Source organism: Turicibacter sp. HGF1 (genome assembly GCF_000191865.1).
Taxonomy (GTDB): Bacteria; Bacillota_I; Bacilli_A; order MOL361; family Turicibacteraceae; genus Turicibacter; species Turicibacter sanguinis.
The window spans coordinates 19,153-40,623 of sequence record NZ_AEXQ01000081.1 but is presented as its reverse complement, the minus strand read 5'-3'; the positions used below and the strand labels follow the sequence as shown (position 1 = coordinate 40,623).

Below are 21,471 nucleotides of genomic sequence, written 5' to 3'. Positions count from 1 at the left end.
TTCATCTCTTTTCTGTCGATAATTGTCATTTTTGTACAATAATTTTATATCCCTTCCACAAATCTTTCTCACTATAGGATAGATCTTTAGATGACTGAATTCACATAAAAAAATAAAGATGAACAGACTCATCTTTACCTTTTTGTCTTTTAATATCCAAGTTGATGTTTAAATCGATTCACAATTTCAGAGCCTTTATAAACGGATAAATACTTTTCAAATAATAAACGATAACATGGTAACTTAGACTCATTTAAATCAAATGATAAATGAATCTCATTTGGGTCGACTTGAAAATTAACACCTTTATCATAACCATTTTCAATCCCCAATGCATACGTTCCCCAATCAGAATAAACATAGCATTGATTTTGTAAAATATCGTCATCACTAATCGGTAATAAGTTTCCATTATCATCAAGTGTTGCTTTCACATTTTCAATCGGATTTATGAAATCAACATAAATATGCTTAATCTCACAATCTGCATTGACAACTTTGAATTGAATCTCATTATGATTTACTTCTTGTACCTCTAAACAGACATGATCATTTTGATAATACTTTCCTTCATGTGTCAGAGTTTGAATCCCTTCTTCACTTTCAATTGAAACTGATTTAAGATAATTAAATAACTTGTAAATCATGACTTTCACCTCAGCAATTTTGTATTTCTGAAGGATTACATAGTTTAATGAATAGCATGAGTCCATACAGCTACTTTCACGACCACCATTATCAGTTTGAAATAGATTTCAATTCTAATCCTATATGGCTTATTATATGTCTGATAAAAGTAGAATATTCTTTCTATAAAATGAAAAGTAGCGCATTGCGCTACTTTTTAAAATTAAATGTGTTAAACAGCTAATGGAATCACTCGCTCCCATGGAAAATGCGGTTGGCCAAAGTGTCCATACGCTGCTGTTTCTTTAAAAATCGGTTGACGTAACTCTAACATCTCGATAATCCCTTGAGGATGTAGTTTAAAGTTTTCCTTAATAATAGAAACTAATTTTTCGGTTGAAACTTTAGCTGTCCCAAAGTCTTCAATTAAGATTGAAGTAGGTTCTGCAACTCCAATAGCATAAGATAATTGAATTTCACATTTATCAGCCAGTCCATTTGCAACAAGATTCTTTGCAATAAAACGTGCCATATAGGCTGCACAGCGATCGACTTTTGTTGAATCTTTTCCTGAGAAAGCTCCCCCTCCATGGCGGGCATAGCCACCATATGTATCAACTATAATTTTACGTCCTGTTAAACCAGCATCCCCATCAGGTCCTCCAACGACAAAACGTCCTGTAGGATTAATAAATAAACGTGTTTTTTCATCCATTAACGTTGTCTCAATAATTGGAGAAATAACATGCTCTTTTAAATCAGTAACGATTTGGGCATGAGACACTTCTTCATCATGTTGAGTTGAAATGACAATCGTATCAATACGAACTGGCTGATTTTGTTCATCATATTCAACCGTTACTTGTGTTTTACCATCTGGTCTTAAATATGAAAGTGTTCCATTTTTACGAACTTCACTTAAACGTTTAGCCAGTTTATGTGCCAACGAAATCGGTAATGGCATAAATTCTTCTGTTTCACGGCAAGCATATCCAAACATTAACCCTTGATCTCCAGCTCCAATCACCGCTTCTTGCTCATCGAATTCTCGTGCTTCAAGTGATTCATTAACCCCTTGTGCGATATCTGGTGATTGAGCATTTAACTCAACCATGACACGACAGTTATTAGCATCTAATCCAATCTCTTTTGCTATGTAGCCAATTTCACGAATCGTTTCACGAACAACAGATTCGAAATCAACACTTGCCGTTGTTGTAATTTCCCCTGTTACTAACACTAAATCTTTAGATGCAACGGTTTCGCAAGCCACGCGAGCCATTGGATCTTGTGCTAAGATGGCATCTAAAATAGCATCTGAAATCTGATCACAAACTTTATCCGGATGCCCTTCTGTAACTGATTCTGATGTAAATAATTTACGCTGTTTCATCGATGATTTCTTCCTCTCTTTTTTTACCTGATACTAATAAAGCAAGTTCCCTTAATACTTTACATGCCACTAACGTTGAGACATTCGATTGATCATAATGCGGGCTTAACTCAACCAAGTCTGCTCCTACTAACTCAACCTCTGCGTTCTTAAGTGCCGTAAACACTGTTTCTAGCTCACGATAAGTAATGCCTCCCGCTTCTGGAGTTCCTGTTCCAGGGAAAATGGATGGATCTAACACATCTAAATCAAGTGTGACATACACTGGACATCCTTTTAAAGACTTCAGAACTTTAGCGACACTGTGAACCGTAAACGGCTCCATATAAGTATGGTAATCTTTTAATGCAAAATTAAACTCTTCCTTTGTTCCCGAACGAATTCCAAATTGAAAAATATGTCCATCCCCAAGTAAATCATGTATACGACGAATGACTGTCGCATGGGATAACGTCTCATTATGATACGTCTGACGCAAGTCTGTATGAGCATCAAAGTGAAGCACATGAATATCTTGATACTTTTCAAAAAGAGCCTCCATGACTGGAAGAGTAACCAAATGCTCTCCTCCAATCATCAACGGCTTTTTCCCTGCTTCTAATACTTCTTTTGTCACTTCTTTAATTTCTTCTAGACATTTTATTGTATTACCATTCGATAAATTGACATCCCCTAAATCACAAATCTTGAAGTCTTCTAAATCTAAATCAAGCAATGGACTGTAGGTCTCGATTCCTTCTGATTCACATCGAAGTTGTCCAGCCGCAAAACGTGTTCCAGGACGATAAGAGGTCGTTCCATCAAAAGGAGCCCCAAAGACAACCACTTCTGCTTCTTCAAAACTGACATCCATTGCCATAAACGTTGCACGATTACTTAATCGTTTTTGCATCTTCTAACATCTCCTTCACATAAGTTGGGAGCATAAATGACCCCATATGTAAATCTGTATTATAATACTTCGTTTTCAACCCTAAAGCTTGCCATTTATCTACTTTAGCATCTAGAAGTGGATCAAGCGTTTTAGAAGCAAAGCCAAATAACCAATGCCCTGATGGATAAGTTGGAATATGTGCTTGATACACTTTAGAAATTGGGAAAATTCGATGAATCTTCTCATGTGCTCGCTTCATTTCATGTGCATTATGAGCAAAATATGGACTTTCATTTTGATTCACTAAAATTCCATCTTTTGATAAAATACGATAGCAATTTTCATAGAATTCAGTTGTAAACAACCCTTCTCCAGGTCCAATTGGATCCGTTGAATCCACAATAATTAAATCATAAGTTCCTGATGTAGCGTTTGCTACCCATGCCACTCCATCTTCAAAGTATAAGTTCACTCGCTCATCCTCTAATTTAGAGGCCGTAATCGGTAAATATTCTTGTGAGGCTCGAACAACTAGCTCATCAATTTCAACCATATCAATCTTTTCGATTTGAGGATATCGTGTTAGTTCACGAACGGTTCCACCGTCACCGCCGCCGATTACTAGCACCTTTTTAATGGCTGGATTCACACACATTGGGGTATGTACAATGCAGTCATGATAAATAAATTCATCTTTCTCATTGACCATCATTAATCCATCTAACGTTAAAAATGTACCGAGTTCTTCACTTTTAAATACATCAACTTGCTGAAAATCTGATTTCTTTGAAAATAATTGCTTCTCAACCTTTACTGAGAAACGTACCTTATTTGTCCATTCTTCTGTATACCAAAACTCCATCTTGATCTCTCCTTATCTTTGTGACGCTATCCAGCTTGTTCGACTGGTTTATGTGTAATTAATCCTAAATCTTCTTTACTATGTTTCTGAATTTTAGAGGTTAATCCTCTTGGAATTTCAATTGATTCACTAAATTCTGCTTTTAATAAGTCTTCTAAATATTCAAAACTCTTCCATGGATCAATATCGCCACATGTAAAGAAATCCGCTGAAGCAAATCCATACTCCGGCCAAGTATGAATCGTTAAATGAGATTCTGCTACGATAACAGCACCACTTACGCCCCATGGATTAAAATGATGGAAAACCGATTCAACAATCGTTGCTTTTGCTTCAATGGCTGCCTCATTCATTGATTTTTCAATATACATTGGATTCTTTAATACTTCTTTATCGCAATTATAGTATTCAACTAAAATATGGCGACCTAATGTTTCAACTTTATGCATCTTTTAGGACTCCTTTTTTGTTTATTTAATGACTAAAATGTGATCTAAATTTTTATCCGTTTGATCCGTTAAAAAAGCACCACTTTTAATTAACTGTTTTAAGGTTCGAATGACTTCATTTGTAATGAGTTCACCTGGTGCAATAATTGGAACCCCTGGGGGATAGGCTAAAATAGATTCTCCCGAAATTTTCCCTGATGATTCTTCAAGAAGAACTAACTCTTTCTCGCTAAAATAAGCATCACGAGGTGAGAGTTTAACTTCTGGTTCAATTTGTCGAGTAGGAATTAAATGACTTGTTTTAGCCTTCGTATAACGTTTAGATAACAAACGAAAAGCTTCAATTAAACGCTCAATATTTCGCTTAGAATCCCCTAAACTAATAATAGCTAAGACGTTATTTAAATCCGCCATTTCAAGTTGGATGGAAAATTCCTTCCACAACAAATCGTATACTTCAAAACCAGTCATCCCAAGTCCGGCAACATGGATTCCAAGTTTGGTCACATCAAATGGACGTTTAGAATCCTGAGGTTGAATGGTTTGAATTCCTGGAATTTGATTGAGTTGTTCTCTCGCATAATGACTTAAGTTAATGACATGACTTAATCGTTTGTTGCCATGTAAGACTAAATTTTGTCTCGCTCCATCTAAGCTTCCCATAAGTAAGTATGATGCGGATGTGGACTGGAGCATATTAATGACTTGTTGAACTTTCATGACATCCACTCGACTCGAATTGACAAGCATGGCTGATGCCTGTGTGAGTGCCCCACCTGTTTTATGGAGACTGACACAGGAAATATCTGCCCCAAGCTCCATCGCTGATGGAGGCAATCCCTCGTGAAACGGAAAATGCGCACCATGCGCTTCATCGACTAACACTAAAACATTTCGCTCATGACTGATCGTAATAATGGTCTTCAAGTCCGTCACAAATCCATAATACGTTGGATTGAGCAAAAAGACGGCTTTAATTTCTTCATCGCTCATTAATGCTTTTTTTATCTCCTGTGGATCCACATTGGCTGAAATTCCTTCTTTACTTCTAAACTCAGTCGGTAAATAAACAGGAATCGCACCACACAAAATCAATCCGTTAAGTGCAGACTTATGAATATTACGTGGTAATAAGACTTTATCACCTGGTTTTAAAACAGACATTAACATGCAATGAATCGCAGACGTTGTCCCATTTGTCATAAAAAAAGCAGCATCTGATTGATAGGCATCAGCAAGTAGAGCTTGTGATGCGGCAATGACCCCCTTTGGGTTAGAGACATTGTCTAGAAGTGGCAATGAATTGACATCTAATTTCATCAGCTCCGTTCCAAAATAGTCTCTTAGTACTTTCACCCCAACGCCTCGCTTGTGTCCTGGTACATCAAAAGCAGCAATATCTTTCTCACCATATTGTTTAAGAGCGTTAAGCAGTGGCAACTTTTGATGATGAGTTTTTTGAAATGCCAATTCTCTGTTCTCTCTCAATTCTTTTGCACTTAGTTGCAACACCTTTTTCCCTCCTTTCAATTAAAAATCTAAGAATATAACACGTTTTGTTTAGTATTTATAAACTTTTTGGGTAAAAAAATATATTTTTTTCCAAAAAAACAATAAATTAAACAACAAACAAAAAATATAAATACCCTAAAAAATACCTTCTAATCGGTGATTTTGATACCAATTATTGTTTTTTAAAGCATTTATACATCGATTAAATCCAACTTTCAGTTGAATTACGATTAGTTTATTATATAAATTTAATAAAATCAATACTTTTTTTGATATTTTTCTCACTTTTTACCTCAAGTAATAGAATACTAAACTTTTTGTTGTATTCAATCTTCACAACTAACACTATACGTAAACAAAAAAATCACCGCTATTTAAGCGGTGATTTACACAGGCCAACCCTCTTTACAACATACATTTGTTCATCACATAAAGTGACAAATACATTAATTCGTTCATTTTCTTCTATCACTAGTGCTGATATCAAACTAGTCTAGGCTGGCATTTTTTTGTTTTAAAACTTCTACTAAATCCTGTTTTTCTTTTGATAACTCTTCAATTTGCTTTCGTGCCTTTTCATTCACTTCTTCAAGTTCTATAGCAGCCTGCTTCTTCATTTCCAATTGCATTTCACTCAAGGCTAACTGATGATTTCGTCTCTCGAATTCAAACTCCTGTTGAAGCGTTTGGATTGCTATTCTTTTCTCTTCTTCCATCTTCACTTTCAAATTTTGTTGTTCTTCTATCTCTTTTTGTAACTGGAATTCTTGGCGTTTAATTAACGCTTCTTGATCCTGAACCAACGCCTTTAACTTCACCGACTCCTCAAGCACCTGATTTGCCGCTTCTATTTTAGCTTGCGAATCAGCAAATACTTTCTCTAACTGACTATTTTTATCTTTTAATAACTGATTTAACTCACGAATATTCTCTTGCTCCTCTTTTAAGACACCAAAATCCTGAGACATCTTCTTGAGTTTATCCTTTAAACCCTGTAATTCTTTATCTTTTTGCTCTATAATCTCCAATTTTTCGTTTAGAGCCGCAATTTCTTCCTCTTGTTTATGTCTTAAGATTGATTCCTTATTTTTAATCTCTAATTCACGCACTTGAGTTCGCTCAAACATATTAATATAAATATCATTCATACGTTTTGTAATTCGTTGTAATTCTTCTAAGTCTTGATTAAACTGAGTGGATCCATCTCCAATTTGCGCTAACTCAAACTGTGACACCATGACTTCCATTAATTCTTTGTTATTAATCCCATTTTCTTGCGCTAAAACGAGAAACTTCTGCTTTAATTCCTCATCAATTCGCACACTTAATACTGCATCTGCCATCTATCTTCACCTTTTTCCATCGCACTTTTTTCTTTATTATACCCTATTTTTTATTTTTTGCTACCACCCCTATTCCATGTGCACAAAAGTATACATAAGTATACAAACTCATACACCGACGTAAATAACGTGTTTACAATAGTAAACGAAAGTATACACAAAAACTACGATAAGTTTATATTCAATATAACTTTTATTATATTGAATATAAAAAAATAGCAAAAAAAATAAAAACAGAAAAAGGGATGAAAGAAAAAAATAAAGAGACCACAAAAGAAGAACAAGAAAAAAGCGAAGAGATGAGTTAAAATATGGAAATTTATTATTTACTTATAAAGAAATAGCATGAGGGATAAAAAATGCAGTCAAATAGTGATAGTTTAAGTCCTATGTTAACATTGGAGAAAAAACGACTAAACAATTCCAATCATGATGATGAAAATTGCAAAAATAGAATTTCGAAGCGACGTGTTATTTAACTCATAAAATCATAAAGATACACTCAAAATACTTGCTGAATAAAAGCTTGTTATGTTTGGATACAAGAAGCTAAGCTACTCATTTAGAATTACTGTCACACGTGAATCCTAATAACAAAGAAAATAGATGCGTTATAAAACAATTAAAATTCATTTAGAATAAAAACGAGTTAGTGTTCGACGCTAAAAAAAACAAAAGAAAAGGATGAATAACTACATAAGTGACGTGAGAATACCGTTGATAGTCCCAAATCTGATTGTAAAAACAAATCGAAAACTCCTAGCTATTCCCTTAAGCGCTCAAGATAAACATTGTCTTCTTTTGAGCAAAAAGAAGCAATCTCACTCAAAATCTTCACAGCCCCGGGCGTATCACTTCTATGCAAAAATAAGTTAGACCTTCCGACCTATAAAAAAATCCTAATTCTCTATCGCCCCTCCTACTTCAAGCAGTCACATTTTTGAACAGTAAGCTAAAAAGGAGACCCTTATAAAAAAGCGTCTCCTTTTTCTTCTAATAATTCTTAGGAAGATTAAATTCTAAAACATCATACCCTTGTTCTCTCATTTGTGCTAACAATTCTTCAAGATTAGCTGCTTTAAGATATCTAAAATCTGCTTTTAATTTACTTTCATTAACAATCCAAATTTCATCATGAGGATAGTAATGATCAATAATTTTAAAATGCCGCTCCATCTCCTCGTCCCCCCTTTAAAAAGTAGCAACCAGAACTGAAATATTAAATCCTGAATCATCATAATCTCCCCATGATTCCCAAACAACGTCTTTATCCTGAATCACTTGATGGCGGTGTCTTGAATACTCGTCAATCAATAAAGAAATCCCTTCTTTCGTTTTTCCTGAGTGAACTAAACTCTGAACTTTTCTAATATTCTCTGTCAGTTGCGTAACCAATACACGAGGTAAATGGTGTGAGCATACATCTTGACGTAATTTTGATGGTTCTAATAAGATACGAATCACTAACTCCGCCTGAGCTCTCCCACTAAATAATTCTTTGTAATTAGTTCCTTGAGTCACCAAAACTAATTCATTCTCTTTGTGTTCATAACATCCCTTTTCAAGAGGATAATCTTGATACAATTCAAAAGGAAGTCCCTTTTCTTCGATTAAACGCTTCATCTTTTTTTGTAAAATCCAAGTGACATCACGGCTAACCATAAATTCATATTTAGGATATTCCTGTTTGATTTCCTCTAATGCCATAAAAAAAATCTCCTGGCCAATCATCACACACATCACCCTTATTCCTAAATCCCTTCTAATACATCCTATTCAAAACGAAAGAGGAATATTTCAATAAATTAAAACGTTTTCTCTATTTTTCTGTGATTCGCTTCATATAATCCATCATCAGACCAATTAATAAGATAACGCCACAACACGTTATAAAAATTGACGCATGATTCAAATGATTCATTGCAATCCCAATCGATGCCCAAATAATGACAGACGGATAAATAAAGTCCTGTTGTGTTGACAAAATAGTAATTGCGATAAATCCAATAAACATTAAAAGAAAAATTGTCCAAAACGTCTCAGATAATCCGAATAATTCAACACCCCAACGACTCTTTAACACAATCAAAGTTTCAATCAAACTAGCAATTGAAATCCAACTTAAATAAACGGATAATGGCACTCTAAAAAAAGATGATTTACTAGTGGCATGTCGGCAAGAGATATAACTGAATACAGTCATTAATAAAGAACCTATGATACAAAAAACTGCAATTGGTTGACCAACCAACAACGATCCTCCAGCAAAGCAAAATACTAACGGGATAAAGCGACTCACTTTTTGATATGCAACATCGTATTCAGTAGACTTAAAGCCAAATCTTATAATCCAAATCCCAAATAATAAATAGATGATAATCCAAATCAAAAACGCGTAAGGTGCTGGGGTAATAAGCGGTTGAGCTCCCGCTACACTGAAGGCTGTTTTTCCATTAATAAAAAAAGAACAAACTAATAAAAATACATAACTAACCACATTAAAAAAGTAAAAATAAATTTCTTATTCATCCCATTCTCTCCTATTTCATAAGATTTATACTTAAGCTTATGTTAAAACCTATCAAAGTCGAACTGATTTATAAAAAAATGACAACATAAATGAATAAATCTAAGAGTTGATAGATCATATAATCTACACAATATCTTTTACTTAAAGGTAGCGCTCATCTAAAAGTTTATCTCTCACTTAGCTTTCTGTTAACAACTTTATTCATTTGAAGAATGACTTATTCTTTTTTATTATCCTCTAACATGAAAAAAAGATAATTCCTGTTGAATACAGAAATTATCTTTACTAAATGGCGCTTATATCATGTTTTTAATAAGAGAACCTATTTTGATAACTTAAGATTTTTAATCGACTGATAAAGAAACATCGTCTATATTTACTGCCTCGATGCCGGCATTACCATATACGAATCTCACTTCTATTTGTTCAGTGCCAGCAGGTGCTTGCGAAGTAATACCACGATAATATGAGAAAATACTTTCACCTGTTGGAAGATCCCCACTTCTTATCGGAATTGTTAACCCAACTACATTAGAAGGTAAAAAAGTTACAGTAGCAGTTAGTGGTCCGCCAGTCCCCTGAGCGTTAGCAAAGAATGAAAACTCATAGTAACATCGACTATCATCAGAAACGTCTACTGTCTGTGTTAAAGTAGTATTACCTGATAATCTAACAGCTGATTGTCCTGAGTGAACTCGCCCCTGGGAAATTTGGCTAGCAGTTGTACCAGTAACAGTCCAATCAGTTGGAACCTCTGCTGCTGTAAAAGATTCAAATCCTGGATTATCTAATAACTCTCCTGAAGATTGACATTCACAGTTTCTAGTTGGTTCTTGTGATTCGTGTTTACAGCGGCAATGACAATCGCGATCATGATGATTGTGTTCATGACAATCGCGATCCATTCCATCATTTCCTGTTTGAACAATAAAGTAATTTGGCATTGTAACACCTCGTTTTAAATTTTTACTTTCAAGCTTAGATTCATAAGCTAAGATACTATATTCAAAGAAACTATCTGGTGTATAGACATAATCATTTACTTTAAGATTTTTTTATTTTAAGCTAATTTCCTATATTCGAAGAACCTATTTGAAGTAAAAAAACTCGTAGCAAATAAACTTCAAATTCGTCTATTTGCTACGAGCCTATAAGATAAAAGGACTACAACATAAATTTTATCGAACCTTATTTTCATTGTAAAAATTAAAATAAATCATCAATATGAATATAGTCCCCTGCATTATCTTTTAATTTATCTATCGAATGGACGTATCGATTGGTTGTCGCTATATTTTGATGAGCCGCAAAATCTCGAACTTTTTCAATACTTGCCCCACCTGTAATAGCAAGGGTAATTGCCGTATGCCGAGTTGAATGAACTTTTAAATGTTTATCTATCCCAGCCTTTTTACAAGTTGATTTCAACATATAATTCAAAGAGCTTGGATCAAGTTTCTCATTATTCCTTTTATTACGAGAGTGGCCAATAAATAAATATGATTCTGCATCCTGGATCATATCACGATTAGTGCGCTCGATATATTCTTCAATCAACCGCTTCAGACTCGACTGAATTTTTACCATATCTTTTTTATTTCCTTTTCGCATGACATGAATGACATCATACTCACCATATGTCGTAATATCTTTTAATTTAATATTAATCATTTCAGATTTACGAAGTGCAGTCGTAAGTGCTAAGACGATAATGGTTTTATTACGAAGTTCCACAATTTTTCTTGTATCAAAGATTGAGATCAGTCGTTGACACTCATCCTGAGTTAAAAACTCTGTTTCCTTATTATTCACCTTTGGCTTTTCATCTTTCAAATTTCCAAACGGGTTAAAATAAAGTAATGATTTTCCCGTTCGATTATCTTGATATTTTAATAGCCACTTATACAAAGAGCTCAGTGAAGAGACCTTGCGATTGATCGTAGCAGAAGCACATCCTTTTCCTTTTAAATCAAGTAAATAATGTTCGACATCAAACATATTAACTGCTATGATTTGTTCTAATTGAATCTGTTCAATATAATCAACTTGAAAAAAATCCAAAATGTCTCTTTCATATGAAATCGCAGTGTAGTGACTACTGCTTGCTTTTAAATTTAAAAAGTGACGAATAAAGTGTACTTTTTGAGATTCGCCGACGGCTCTATTTTGTGATAAAACTATCTCCATTCTACTCACCATTCTCCTGTTTATTCCACATTTAATCATATCACAACTTAAAAATTTTTGGATAATAAAAAATAAAATACCACAAATAACCACTCATCATTTAGAATGATTTAATCTTAAAAATTTGTTTGGCATTTAACCCCATTAATTTTTCGTAATCCGTATGACTTAAAGAATTTTTCAGGTCATAAAAATAATCTTGATAAATACGCTTTCCAAGAGTCTCCAATCCATCAATCGGATTATCACTTCCGAACATGATTTTATCCACTCCACAAACTTTGATGGCTTTAAGGGTATCTTTTGCATTAACCCAAGTTGTATCACCATAAAGATTCGGTAACTTTGAAATCAGTTTAATCGCTAATTCATGATCCGTTCCGAGCCCTAAATGCACCATCACAAAATTCAAATCAGGATATCGCTTGGCTACCTCATAAACATGTAACGGTGTTGAATACGGATCGTTTGCGGTATGAGTCACAATTGGAAGCTGATATTTTCGTGCCAACTCAAAATAAGGAATCATCCGTTTATCATCAAATGCCACCCTTGAATGATAAGGATGAACTTTTAAACCATAGATAACCGCTCGATTTTCTTCAATCAATGCCTCTAAAGAGGCATCAACCGCTTCAAGCAACGGTTTCACCCAGATTAAAGCACCTAATCGATTGGGATGCTGCTTTACAAACTTCAATACTCTCTCATTACTCTTTAGTTGTGAATGTTGAGAGCAACTTGGAATGAGTACTTGTTCATGATCAACTTCTGAAGATTCAACATTCGAAACTAAGCAAAAATCAATCGCATATCGTTCCATTGAATCTAGTAATACGGTTTCTGAGAGCTTAAAATTTAACATTTCCCCTATATGAGCATGCGAATCAATAATCATACTTCCACCTCGTTTTATTTGATGGACTTATTATACAATAAAAACAGAGATGGGTCACCTCTTGAAATATGAGAAAGAACGGTTTAAAAATGCACCTTAAATCCTAAATAACAAAACAAACAATATCCTTATATAATATAGAAAGAAAAAAAGCTTCCAAATAGAAGCTTTTAAAACGTATCTTTAAGTTTTATTCCTAGATAAATTTCACCAACCGCTGTGACAATAAGAGCCGTTCCAATCAAATACGGTGCTGTCATTAGTACTGTGAACGGTTGAAAGACCACAATGACACCAAATAAAATTAAAATCACATTATAAACTGTATAAGCATTTAACCCAAAATATCCTCTAGTCAATGACATCAATAACAAATAAATACCACGAACTAAGACCCAAATTCCGTAAGAGAAAATTAAAATATTAATCGTTGATAAGGGATAGAGCCATAAAACTAAGCCAAATAAGATATTAATGATTCCATTAAAAATAAAGAACCATCTTTCTTCCCGTCCACTTGTCCGAATAATCGTTGAAATGCCCACAATTACAAATAGTACGGCAATAATCGTGCTCATACTCATAATCGTTTCTATTGGGAAGATAAAGAACAAGATTCCAAGAACCCCAAAAATAATCCCTTCTATCACAAACATTTTTTCTAAAAATGATGACATCAAAAATCCTCCTTCTTATTTAAACGCCTCACATCGATGTGCCACTTCACCACTTGCTTTTGCTAACGCAAGTTCAATGCCACTATCATCAATTTCAGTTCCCTGAATGAGTAACGGTTCAATACACTCAATTCCTAAAAAACGAAAAACATCATAAAGATACGTAATTCCATGATTGACACGAGTTCCAACGAACGGAATACTCATACTTTTAAATGGGTAAATATCAGCAGATGATTGAATATAAATTGCCTTTCGTTTTTTAGTATGAAGTAGGCCTTTTACCCCTTTAGGAGAAATAGAAATCGTTTGGTCATTTAAAATCAAACAATCTAGGTATTGCTTTAATTTATAAGGGAATGATAACGTCCACATCGGTGCTGCAATGACATAGCGATCGGCACTCTTAAATTGGTCACACAGTTGTTGCATCCGATTGACAATGTTTTGATCTTGCTCACTTAACTGTCTAAATCGGTCGCCATTAACAAGGGTAGCGCGTGATAAAAAATGGTTATCATTTGGTTGTGGAATAGCATCATGAAAAACATTAATTTCTTCAATCACATACTCAGGATGCTGCTCTAAAAAACAATTTAAGAAAATACGTGCACCTCGTTGACAACTCGATAAAGATTCCGGCTTCGAACTTGCAACAATATACAATAACTTTTTCATAGAAAAGACACTCCTTATGATATACCTATTTTTAGTATGTCTCGTTTTTTCACCCTTATAACCTTAATTTATAAAAAGTTGTATTGAAACGATTCAACGTGTAATGGGTTACACTCTTAAAAGCCCTTTCTTATCCTGATTTTCTTCGCTATAATGAAAACAACAGTATGATAAGGGGGATTTAGACATGAGAAAGATGCAAACATTCGAAGCTTATGTGGATCAATATGAAACAATTACCGTTTATTTAAAAAAGACGTTTTATAATGGGGAAAGCTCTACTTTCCGTTTAAAAGATGAAAATTCAGCCTCAGTTGAATTAGAAATCCTTGAAAAAGTTGAAGATGGAGATTACGTTAAATACTTATTAAAATCTCCAAGCTTAACATTTGGTGGAGAGTATCGTGTGGCAGATGACCATAATTTACAAACGCCTTTACAATTTGGATATGTCGTCCGTACAAAAGAATTCGATGAAGAATTCTACTACGCGGGTGATGATTTAGGAACAACATACACAAAAGAAGCGACAATCTTTAAAGTATGGGCACCGATTGCAAATCGTGTAAAAGTGGATATCAAAGTTAAGGGTGATTATCAAACTTATGATTTATCACGTGAAGAAAATGGAGTATGGACTGCAACCGTTAAAGGTGACTTAGAATTAGCCTCATATGTTTACCTCGTTAAAGTTAATGGAACATGGAATGAGGCAACTGATCCATATGCCATTGCGTCAACTCCAAATCATAAACGTACAGTGATCGTCGATCCTGAAAAAATTAAAATTGACTCTAATCGCGAGATGGCACCAAAAGTACAGTCATATACCGATGCAATTATTTATGAAATGCACGTTCGTGACTTCTCAGTTCATAAAAATTCAGGAATTAAAAATGTGGGTAAATTCTTAGGAGTTGTTGAGGAAGGAACTCGCACAAGCCGTGGGACTTTAACCGGTCTTGATTATTTAGTTGACTTAGGTGTTACACATATTCAGTTATTACCGACTTACGATTTTGGATCAGTCGATGAATTAAATCAATTCGAAACTTATAACTGGGGGTATGATCCAGTTCAATACAACGTCCCAGAAGGTTCTTACGCAACAGATGTTTTAAATCCTTATTCACGCATCATTGAAATGAAACAAATGATTGCTAAACTTCATGAAAAAGGATTCCGTGTCACAATGGATGTTGTTTACAATCATATGTTTGATGCCGGATCATCAGCCTTTGAAAATATTGTGCCTAACTACTACTTCCGCCTAGGTGAAAATGGTGAAGTTTCAAATGGTTCATGGTGCGGAAATGACGTTGACTCGTTACGTCCAATGTGCCGTAAATTCATTATTGACTCAACAAAAATGTGGATTCGTGATTATGGATTTGACGGATTCCGCTTTGACTTAATGGGAATTTTGGATATCGATACGATGAACCAACTAACAGAAGAATGCCAGGCGATTGATTCATCTGTCATGGTATATGGTGAAGGATGGAATATGCCAACATTAATGGATGATGAATTAAAAGCGATGATGTTCAATAATGAAAAAATGCCAAAAATTGCGCACTTTAATGACCAATTCGGACGTGGAATTAAAGGATCACCTTTTGAAACAGAAATGTCTGATATTGGATACGGTCTTGGATACACAGGAGAAATTAATCGTGCGATGAACGTCATAGCGGGATCATGCACTTCTATTGGAACAAAACCAGTCTTTAAAGAACCAACCATGACGTTAAACTACGTTGAGTGTCATGATAACATGACACTATTTGATAAAATTATGTTATCAAATAAATGCGAATCATTAGAAACTCGATTAAAACGTCAAAAAATGATTACCGCTTTAATCTTAGTCTCTCAAGGGATTGCCTTCTTACATGCCGGTCAAGAATTTAACCGTACAAAAGACGGAGACCATAATTCTTATACGTCACCTGATAGTGTGAATAAACTAGATTGGGACCGCAAAGACGAATACATTGAAACAGTCGAATTCGTAAAAGGATTCATCAAATTACGTAAAGAATTAAAAGCTCTTCGCTTAAACACAGCAGAAGAAATAAAAAAACACGTGACTGTACGTAGTCTTGAAAATCGTGTGATTGAATACACGATTTCTAATGTACAAGCTTATGGACCATACGAAGAAATTAAAGTATTCATGAACCCAACACATACCTCAATTGATATCAAACTAAAAGATGATTATCAATTAATTGCCAATCAGGCTGGTGTCCTAACGGAACAAAACTCAGTCAATGAATTAACAGTTGATTCAATTGAATTAGTTGTTTTAGCAAAATAAAACAAAAGCCTTTAGGTCTTATGAAAACCTAAAGGCTTTTTAAATATTCGTTAAGAGACTCTGACCGTAACGGTGACAGGGAAAAACCCGCTTCAATTAGTTTAGTTTTACTCAATCGGCTATTGAGTGGCCTCTTGACTTTTGCCCCCTATTCGGTTGTTGAAGTTTTTAATAAACTAGCACTGACTTCAGTTAGTTCAACTATTTGAGCGGGAAACTCATATCAATCGCAATATTGTTTTTATAAGATTATTCCCACTCTTACTAAAAACCCATGAAATGCAGATAATACCGAATTTATCTAATATCTCTTGAACATCTGGTTCCTCTTTTAATTTATTAGCGCCGTACACATGAATCTGATTCTTGTGGCATTTCAAATTACTTTAAAGTAATATTCGGTTTCTTCTGCTTTGTTTACTACTGAATATGTTAAACAATGAATAATTTCGTTACCTATTTACACCTGTTACTACAATTATCATTTAAAATTACCATACTTTTGATACTCACCACGTTCAATGTGATCACACCAATCCTGATGAGATAAATACCACTCAATCGTTTCTTGAATCCCATCATCAAATGAATGAACGGGATACCAACCAAGTTCAGTCTGAATTTTCGTTGGATCAATCGCATAACGTTGATCATGTCCCAATCGATCTTCAACAAATGATAATTGATTCTCTGAAATATTCAATGCCCGCATAATCGTCATCACCACTTCTAAATTTGTTCGTTCATTATGCCCACCAACATTATAGACTTCACCCAAACGCCCCTTTTGTAAAATTAAATCAATGGCCTGACAATGATCCTCAACATGTAACCAATCACGGACCTGACACCCCGTTCCATAAACAGGTAATTTCTCTCCTTTAAGCCCACAGCGAATCATTAATGGGATGAGCTTTTCAGGAAACTGATAGGGTCCATAATTATTTGAGCAGCGGGAAATCGTCACTGGTAAACCAAATGTCCGGTAGTAAGCGAGTACAAGTAAATCAGCTGATGCTTTAGAAGCAGAATAAGGACTTGACGTATGAAGTGGAGATGATTCTGTAAAAAGCAAATCTGGTCGATCAAGTGGGAGATCTCCGTATACTTCATCTGTTGAAACTTGATGAAATCGACTAACCTTATACTCCCGACTTGCATCCATCAACACTTGTGTTCCTAAAATATTCGTTTTTAAAAAGAGGTCCGGTTGTGTAATCGAACGATCGACATGAGACTCAGCCGCAAAGTTTACCACCACATCAAATTGCTCTTTTTCAAATAATGAAAAAATAAACTCTCGATCGGTAATATCGCCTTTTACAAATTGGTAATTTAGATTGCTTTCAAACTTCTGGCAATTTTCCAAATTACCTGCATACGTTAAAGCATCTAAATTCACAACAGTGTCTTTTGGATATTTTTTCAATCTATAATTAATAAAGTTTGAGCCAATAAAACCTGCTCCACCTGTTACTAGTAGTTTCATTGCTTCAACTCCTTCCATAATTTTTGATCTCTCTCTTTTTCTAGTAAAAGAAATGTCCATTCCTTCTTTCGATCCCTCAGATTATAACAATCTGTCCGTCAACAGCTTTCCTATTATCTCATGAAATTGAAATAAGTGTTTTATTTATTGAGTTAAAGGTTGATTTTCTTTGAAAACAATCTCTCCGTCTATTTTATTATTTTTCCAACAAAAAAACTATCAAACCGATAACATTTTATCTTGATTGATAGTCTTTTTTATATTATTTGTCTAAGTAGCCTGAATTTTTATTTTTTCTTTTGTTTCTTCATAATCTGTCAATCGATGAGATAACCATTTGTCTCCACGAAGGCGAATCATATATAGCGTTCCTCTTACTGCCCAATCGACAAACATGGCAATGAAGATACCGTATACGCCCCATTTTAAGACAACACCGAATAAATATCCAAGTCCTACGCGGAAGACCCACATACCGGTAATCGCTGTTTTCATTGTATACTTTCCATCTCCTGCTCCTTTTAGCCCCCCTGGTAAAACAAATGAAAAGGCCCAAATCGGTGTCGCTAAGGCATTAAGTTGAATTAATTTAGTTGCATAATCCATCACAGCTTCATGATCAGTGTAGAGCGCGACAAGATACCACGCGGTTGGAATCGATAAAGCACCTAAAATAACAAGACATATGGTGGCGAAGCGGGTAATATAGCTTAAACTTTTTCGAGCCTCATCATATTCCGCTCGCCCAATTTCTTGTCCAATAATCGTTGTCGAGACAGTAGTTAGAGCATTCCCCGGAATATTGATTAAGTTAATAATGGAATTTGCAATGGAATTCGAAGACATGGCAATAGCTCCCATTCCCCCAATAAACACTTGTGTCAGTAGCTTTCCTAAATGAAAAATAATGGATTCAACTCCTGCTGGCACCCCAACATAAAAAATTTGCCTTAAAAATTTAAAATTTGGTTTATAGTGATACAGTTTCTCTAGTTTGAGCACCTTTTTCCCACTCATTAAGATCCATAGGACATAACTAGCCCCGATAGCACGGGCAAGCGAAATTCCAAGAGCTGCACCGATAATTCCCCATTCAAAGACATATAGAAATAAATAGGTTAATCCAATATTAAAAATGTTAGCAATAACATTGCTAATAGCAGCAGTTTTTGTATCTCCTGCCCCACGTAATACTCCATTAGCAATTAAGGTAATTGCCATAAATGGGAAACTTAATAAGACAATTCCAAAATATTTAATTCCATATTCCATAACCTGTGGTTCAACACTGTTATAAATCAACCTAATGAGTGGCGCATTAAATATAAATAAGAATATGGTAATCAAAATTGAAATGAAAGTTGCAGACATTACCCCTTGTTTTGCTGCTTCATTTGCTTTTTGACAATCTCCTCGCCCCATATACTGTGCAACAACAACAGTTCCCCCAATCGCTAATGCTGTAAATACAGAAATAAACAAGTAACTAAACGAGTCAATCATTGAAATCGCTGACACAACATTAATTCCTTCTTGACCTTTTAAATTAGAAGAAAGCATGGTGTTCATCATTCCCATCGTAGTGGTTAAAATCTGTTCAATCAAAATGGGAATTCCGAGTAGCATGATTTCTTTTTTTAATCGTTTCATATCCTTCACTTACACCCACCTCGAGTCCTAAAACCTGATATTCATGAGCTATTATAAAGTGATTCTTCATCAAATTATACGAGCTAATGCCACCTATTTTAAAATAAAATACGACATTTCAACATATGATGGTTTCATTAAAAAGAGCACGCTTGGCGTGCCCTTTTGCTTATTATAAATTATCGTGCTAACCATCCACCATCAACAGCGATTGTATATCCATTGATATAGTCACTTGCTGAGCTTGCTAAGAATACAACTGGTCCTTTTAAGTCTTCAGGTGTTCCCCAACGATCAGCAGGAATACGATCTAAAATTTCTGTACTTCGTTTTTCATCAGCACGTAATTGTGCTGTATTATCAGTTGCCATATATCCTGGTGCAATTGCATTAATATTGATTCCGTATTTAGCCCATTCATTTGCCATGGCCATTGTGATTCCTTTGATTCCTGATTTACTTGCTGTATAAGAAGGAACACGAATTCCACCTTGGAATGATAACATTGAGGCAATGTTAATGATTTTTCCACCCGTTTGTTGTTTAATAAATTGGTTTGCCATAGCTTGGCAGAAGAAGAAGACTGTTTTTAAGTTGATATTCATCACATCATCCCAGTTTTGTTCTGAGAAATCAACTGCATCTTCACGACGAATAATCCCAGCGTTGTTAACTAAGATATCAACATGTCCAAATTCAGCTACCGCTGCATCAATAATTCCTTGAACTGGATCAATTGACATTAAGTTTGCTTGAATAGGTAAACAACGACGACCTGTTGCTTCAATTGCTTCTTTAACTTCATCTAAAGCTCCTAACCCAACTGCTACAATATCAGCTCCTGCTTCTGCTAATCCTAAAGCCATTCCACGTCCTAACCCTACTCCTGCTCCTGTTACGATTGCTACTTTACCTGATAAATTGAATTGTTCTAAAATCATGACTTTTCCCCTTTTCCTTTTATAATTATCGTTTCATTCCAACTGATCCATTACACAGATCTTTAATATCACTGTCATTGGCAATTAAAACATCACCATTAATCGTATGTTTTAAAACACCACTTGCTAATCCATACTCAACCGCTTCAACATAGTTTTGCTCTTCTAAATTTAAAACATTCATTAACCCTGCAACGAAAGCATCTCCTGCTCCAACACGATCCACAATTTCAAAGGTATATTTTTTCGTATAGTGTACAAGCCCCTCAGCTGTGTAACAATACGCACTTAAACTATTTTGATGAGTTGAATGCTGCTCACGCATGGTTCCAAAAATACATTTACAGTTTGAATGATTCATAAAGTGTGTGAAAACACCTTGGCGGTGCGCTTCAACCGTCGCATATTCTTCACCGGTTGTATATCCACCAATGGTTTCAATATCGTATAAACTTGCAAACACGATATGAACATATGGCAACACTTGACGAATCGCTTGAGCAGCTTCTTCAACTGTCCATAGTTTAGCACGGTAATTAAAATCAAAACTAATGATCAGTCCTAAATCAAATGCTTTCTTTACTAAATCAATAGTGAAATTTTTAAGGTCTTCCCCAAGTGCAAGTGTAATTCCACTGACGTGTAAGTGTGTGCGATCCTTTAAAATGTCAGTGAGACTTAATTCATCATATTTGATATTCGCAATCGCTGAGTGTTTACGATTGTACACGACATTTGAAGAACGAATGGAGTGCCCAACTTCAACATAATAGGTTCCTAAAATATCACCACCCATAATCGTAGGTGATAAATCAATTCCATACTGACGAAGCGAGCGGTATGCTGCCACTCCTAATGGATTATTTGGAAGCTTTGTAGCGAACCTTACATCATGTCCAAAATTCGCTAAAGCAATCGCAATATTTGCTTCACTTCCACCATAAGTCACATTCAATGAAGTGCATTGTTCTAATTTATCATGGTTTGGAGGGGTTAAACGTTGCATAATCTCCCCTAAGGTTACAAACTTTTTCATGA

General features: G+C 34.9%; 21 protein-coding genes. 1 reads left to right on the top strand and 20 read right to left on the bottom strand.

The features are described 5' to 3' along the window. Nucleotides 1-149: 149 nt before the first annotated feature. The 15 genes from HMPREF9402_RS07985 to HMPREF9402_RS07915 form a co-directional block, all read right to left on the bottom strand. Complete coding sequence (locus HMPREF9402_RS07985; RefSeq protein WP_006784687.1) at nucleotides 150-647, bottom strand: hypothetical protein; 498 nt, start codon at nucleotides 645-647, stop codon at nucleotides 150-152. Nucleotides 648-859: 212 nt separating this feature from the next. Next, complete coding sequence (gene metK / locus HMPREF9402_RS07980; RefSeq protein WP_009607056.1) at nucleotides 860-2,020, bottom strand: methionine adenosyltransferase; 1,161 nt, start codon at nucleotides 2,018-2,020, stop codon at nucleotides 860-862. Further along, complete coding sequence (speB, locus tag HMPREF9402_RS07975; protein ID WP_009607073.1) at nucleotides 2,007-2,912, bottom strand: agmatinase; 906 nt, start codon at nucleotides 2,910-2,912, stop codon at nucleotides 2,007-2,009. Before speB ends, metK begins: the two co-directional genes overlap by 14 nt. Next, nucleotides 2,893-3,756: a polyamine aminopropyltransferase gene (gene speE, locus HMPREF9402_RS07970; RefSeq protein WP_006784690.1), complete on the bottom strand. Its 864-nt coding sequence runs from the start codon at nucleotides 3,754-3,756 to the stop codon at nucleotides 2,893-2,895. Before speE ends, speB begins: the two co-directional genes overlap by 20 nt. Nucleotides 3,757-3,782: 26 nt before the next feature. Continuing rightward, nucleotides 3,783-4,205, bottom strand: coding sequence for an adenosylmethionine decarboxylase (gene speD / locus HMPREF9402_RS07965; protein ID WP_006784691.1), 423 nt, complete (start codon nucleotides 4,203-4,205; stop codon nucleotides 3,783-3,785). Between the two features lie 21 nt (nucleotides 4,206-4,226). Continuing rightward, nucleotides 4,227-5,717 (bottom strand): aminotransferase class I/II-fold pyridoxal phosphate-dependent enzyme, encoded by a 1,491-nt coding sequence (locus HMPREF9402_RS07960; protein WP_238526658.1) that lies wholly within the window; start codon nucleotides 5,715-5,717, stop codon nucleotides 4,227-4,229. Nucleotides 5,718-6,205: 488 nt separating this feature from the next. Further along, on the bottom strand, nucleotides 6,206-7,060 hold the full coding sequence (locus HMPREF9402_RS07955; RefSeq protein WP_006784693.1) for a hypothetical protein: 855 nt from the start codon (nucleotides 7,058-7,060) through the stop codon (nucleotides 6,206-6,208). 993 nt (nucleotides 7,061-8,053) lie between these two features. Then, a complete protein-coding gene (locus tag HMPREF9402_RS07950) occupies nucleotides 8,054-8,236 on the bottom strand; it encodes a hypothetical protein (RefSeq protein WP_006784694.1) in 183 nt (60 codons plus the stop codon). 15 nt (nucleotides 8,237-8,251) lie between these two features. Beyond that, entirely contained in the window at nucleotides 8,252-8,767 is a 516-nt protein-coding gene (locus HMPREF9402_RS07945; RefSeq protein WP_006784695.1) for a hypothetical protein, read from the bottom strand. Between the two features lie 112 nt (nucleotides 8,768-8,879). Continuing rightward, nucleotides 8,880-9,557, bottom strand: a complete 678-nt coding sequence (locus HMPREF9402_RS07940) for a hypothetical protein (RefSeq protein WP_009607066.1) — start codon at nucleotides 9,555-9,557, stop codon at nucleotides 8,880-8,882. Between the two features lie 377 nt (nucleotides 9,558-9,934). Next, entirely contained in the window at nucleotides 9,935-10,534 is a 600-nt protein-coding gene (locus HMPREF9402_RS07935; protein ID WP_006784697.1) for a hypothetical protein, read from the bottom strand. A gap of 262 nt (nucleotides 10,535-10,796) precedes the next feature. Then, entirely contained in the window at nucleotides 10,797-11,777 is a 981-nt protein-coding gene (locus tag HMPREF9402_RS07930) for a tyrosine-type recombinase/integrase (protein WP_006784698.1), read from the bottom strand. Nucleotides 11,778-11,877: 100 nt separating this feature from the next. After that, the gene (locus HMPREF9402_RS07925; protein ID WP_006784699.1) at nucleotides 11,878-12,675 is read right to left on the bottom strand and encodes an amidohydrolase family protein; all 798 of its coding nucleotides are present in this window, start codon (nucleotides 12,673-12,675) and stop codon (nucleotides 11,878-11,880) included. Between the two features lie 170 nt (nucleotides 12,676-12,845). Beyond that, on the bottom strand, nucleotides 12,846-13,352 hold the full coding sequence (locus tag HMPREF9402_RS07920; RefSeq protein ID WP_006784700.1) for an HdeD family acid-resistance protein: 507 nt from the start codon (nucleotides 13,350-13,352) through the stop codon (nucleotides 12,846-12,848). A gap of 15 nt (nucleotides 13,353-13,367) precedes the next feature. Next, nucleotides 13,368-14,030, bottom strand: a complete 663-nt coding sequence (locus HMPREF9402_RS07915; protein ID WP_009607057.1) for an FMN-dependent NADH-azoreductase — start codon at nucleotides 14,028-14,030, stop codon at nucleotides 13,368-13,370. A gap of 187 nt (nucleotides 14,031-14,217) precedes the next feature. Here HMPREF9402_RS07915 and pulA point away from each other — a divergent pair, with 187 nt between their 5' ends. After that, the gene (gene pulA, locus HMPREF9402_RS07910; protein WP_006784702.1) at nucleotides 14,218-16,353 is read left to right on the top strand and encodes a type I pullulanase; all 2,136 of its coding nucleotides are present in this window, start codon (nucleotides 14,218-14,220) and stop codon (nucleotides 16,351-16,353) included. Between the two features lie 218 nt (nucleotides 16,354-16,571). Here the strand turns inward: pulA and HMPREF9402_RS15030 are convergent, their stop codons facing one another. The 5 genes from HMPREF9402_RS15030 to HMPREF9402_RS07890 all read right to left on the bottom strand — a co-directional run bounded on the left by HMPREF9402_RS15030 (nucleotide 16,572) and on the right by HMPREF9402_RS07890 (nucleotide 21,469). Further along, a complete protein-coding gene (locus tag HMPREF9402_RS15030; protein WP_202795348.1) occupies nucleotides 16,572-16,706 on the bottom strand; it encodes a sugar nucleotide-binding protein in 135 nt (44 codons plus the stop codon). A 128-nt stretch (nucleotides 16,707-16,834) separates the two neighbouring features. After that, nucleotides 16,835-17,842 carry a dTDP-glucose 4,6-dehydratase gene (gene rfbB, locus HMPREF9402_RS07905; RefSeq protein WP_039930899.1) on the bottom strand — a complete coding sequence of 336 codons (1,008 nt, stop codon included), beginning with the start codon at nucleotides 17,840-17,842 and terminating at the stop codon, nucleotides 16,835-16,837. A 270-nt stretch (nucleotides 17,843-18,112) separates the two neighbouring features. After that, nucleotides 18,113-19,492: an MATE family efflux transporter gene (locus tag HMPREF9402_RS07900; protein WP_238526659.1), complete on the bottom strand. Its 1,380-nt coding sequence runs from the start codon at nucleotides 19,490-19,492 to the stop codon at nucleotides 18,113-18,115. Nucleotides 19,493-19,671: 179 nt separating this feature from the next. Beyond that, on the bottom strand, nucleotides 19,672-20,433 hold the full coding sequence (gene kduD / locus HMPREF9402_RS07895) for a 2-dehydro-3-deoxy-D-gluconate 5-dehydrogenase KduD (protein ID WP_006784705.1): 762 nt from the start codon (nucleotides 20,431-20,433) through the stop codon (nucleotides 19,672-19,674). Between the two features lie 25 nt (nucleotides 20,434-20,458). Next, nucleotides 20,459-21,469 (bottom strand): sugar kinase, encoded by a 1,011-nt coding sequence (locus HMPREF9402_RS07890; RefSeq protein ID WP_006784706.1) that lies wholly within the window; start codon nucleotides 21,467-21,469, stop codon nucleotides 20,459-20,461. Nucleotides 21,470-21,471: the final 2 nt, after the last annotated feature.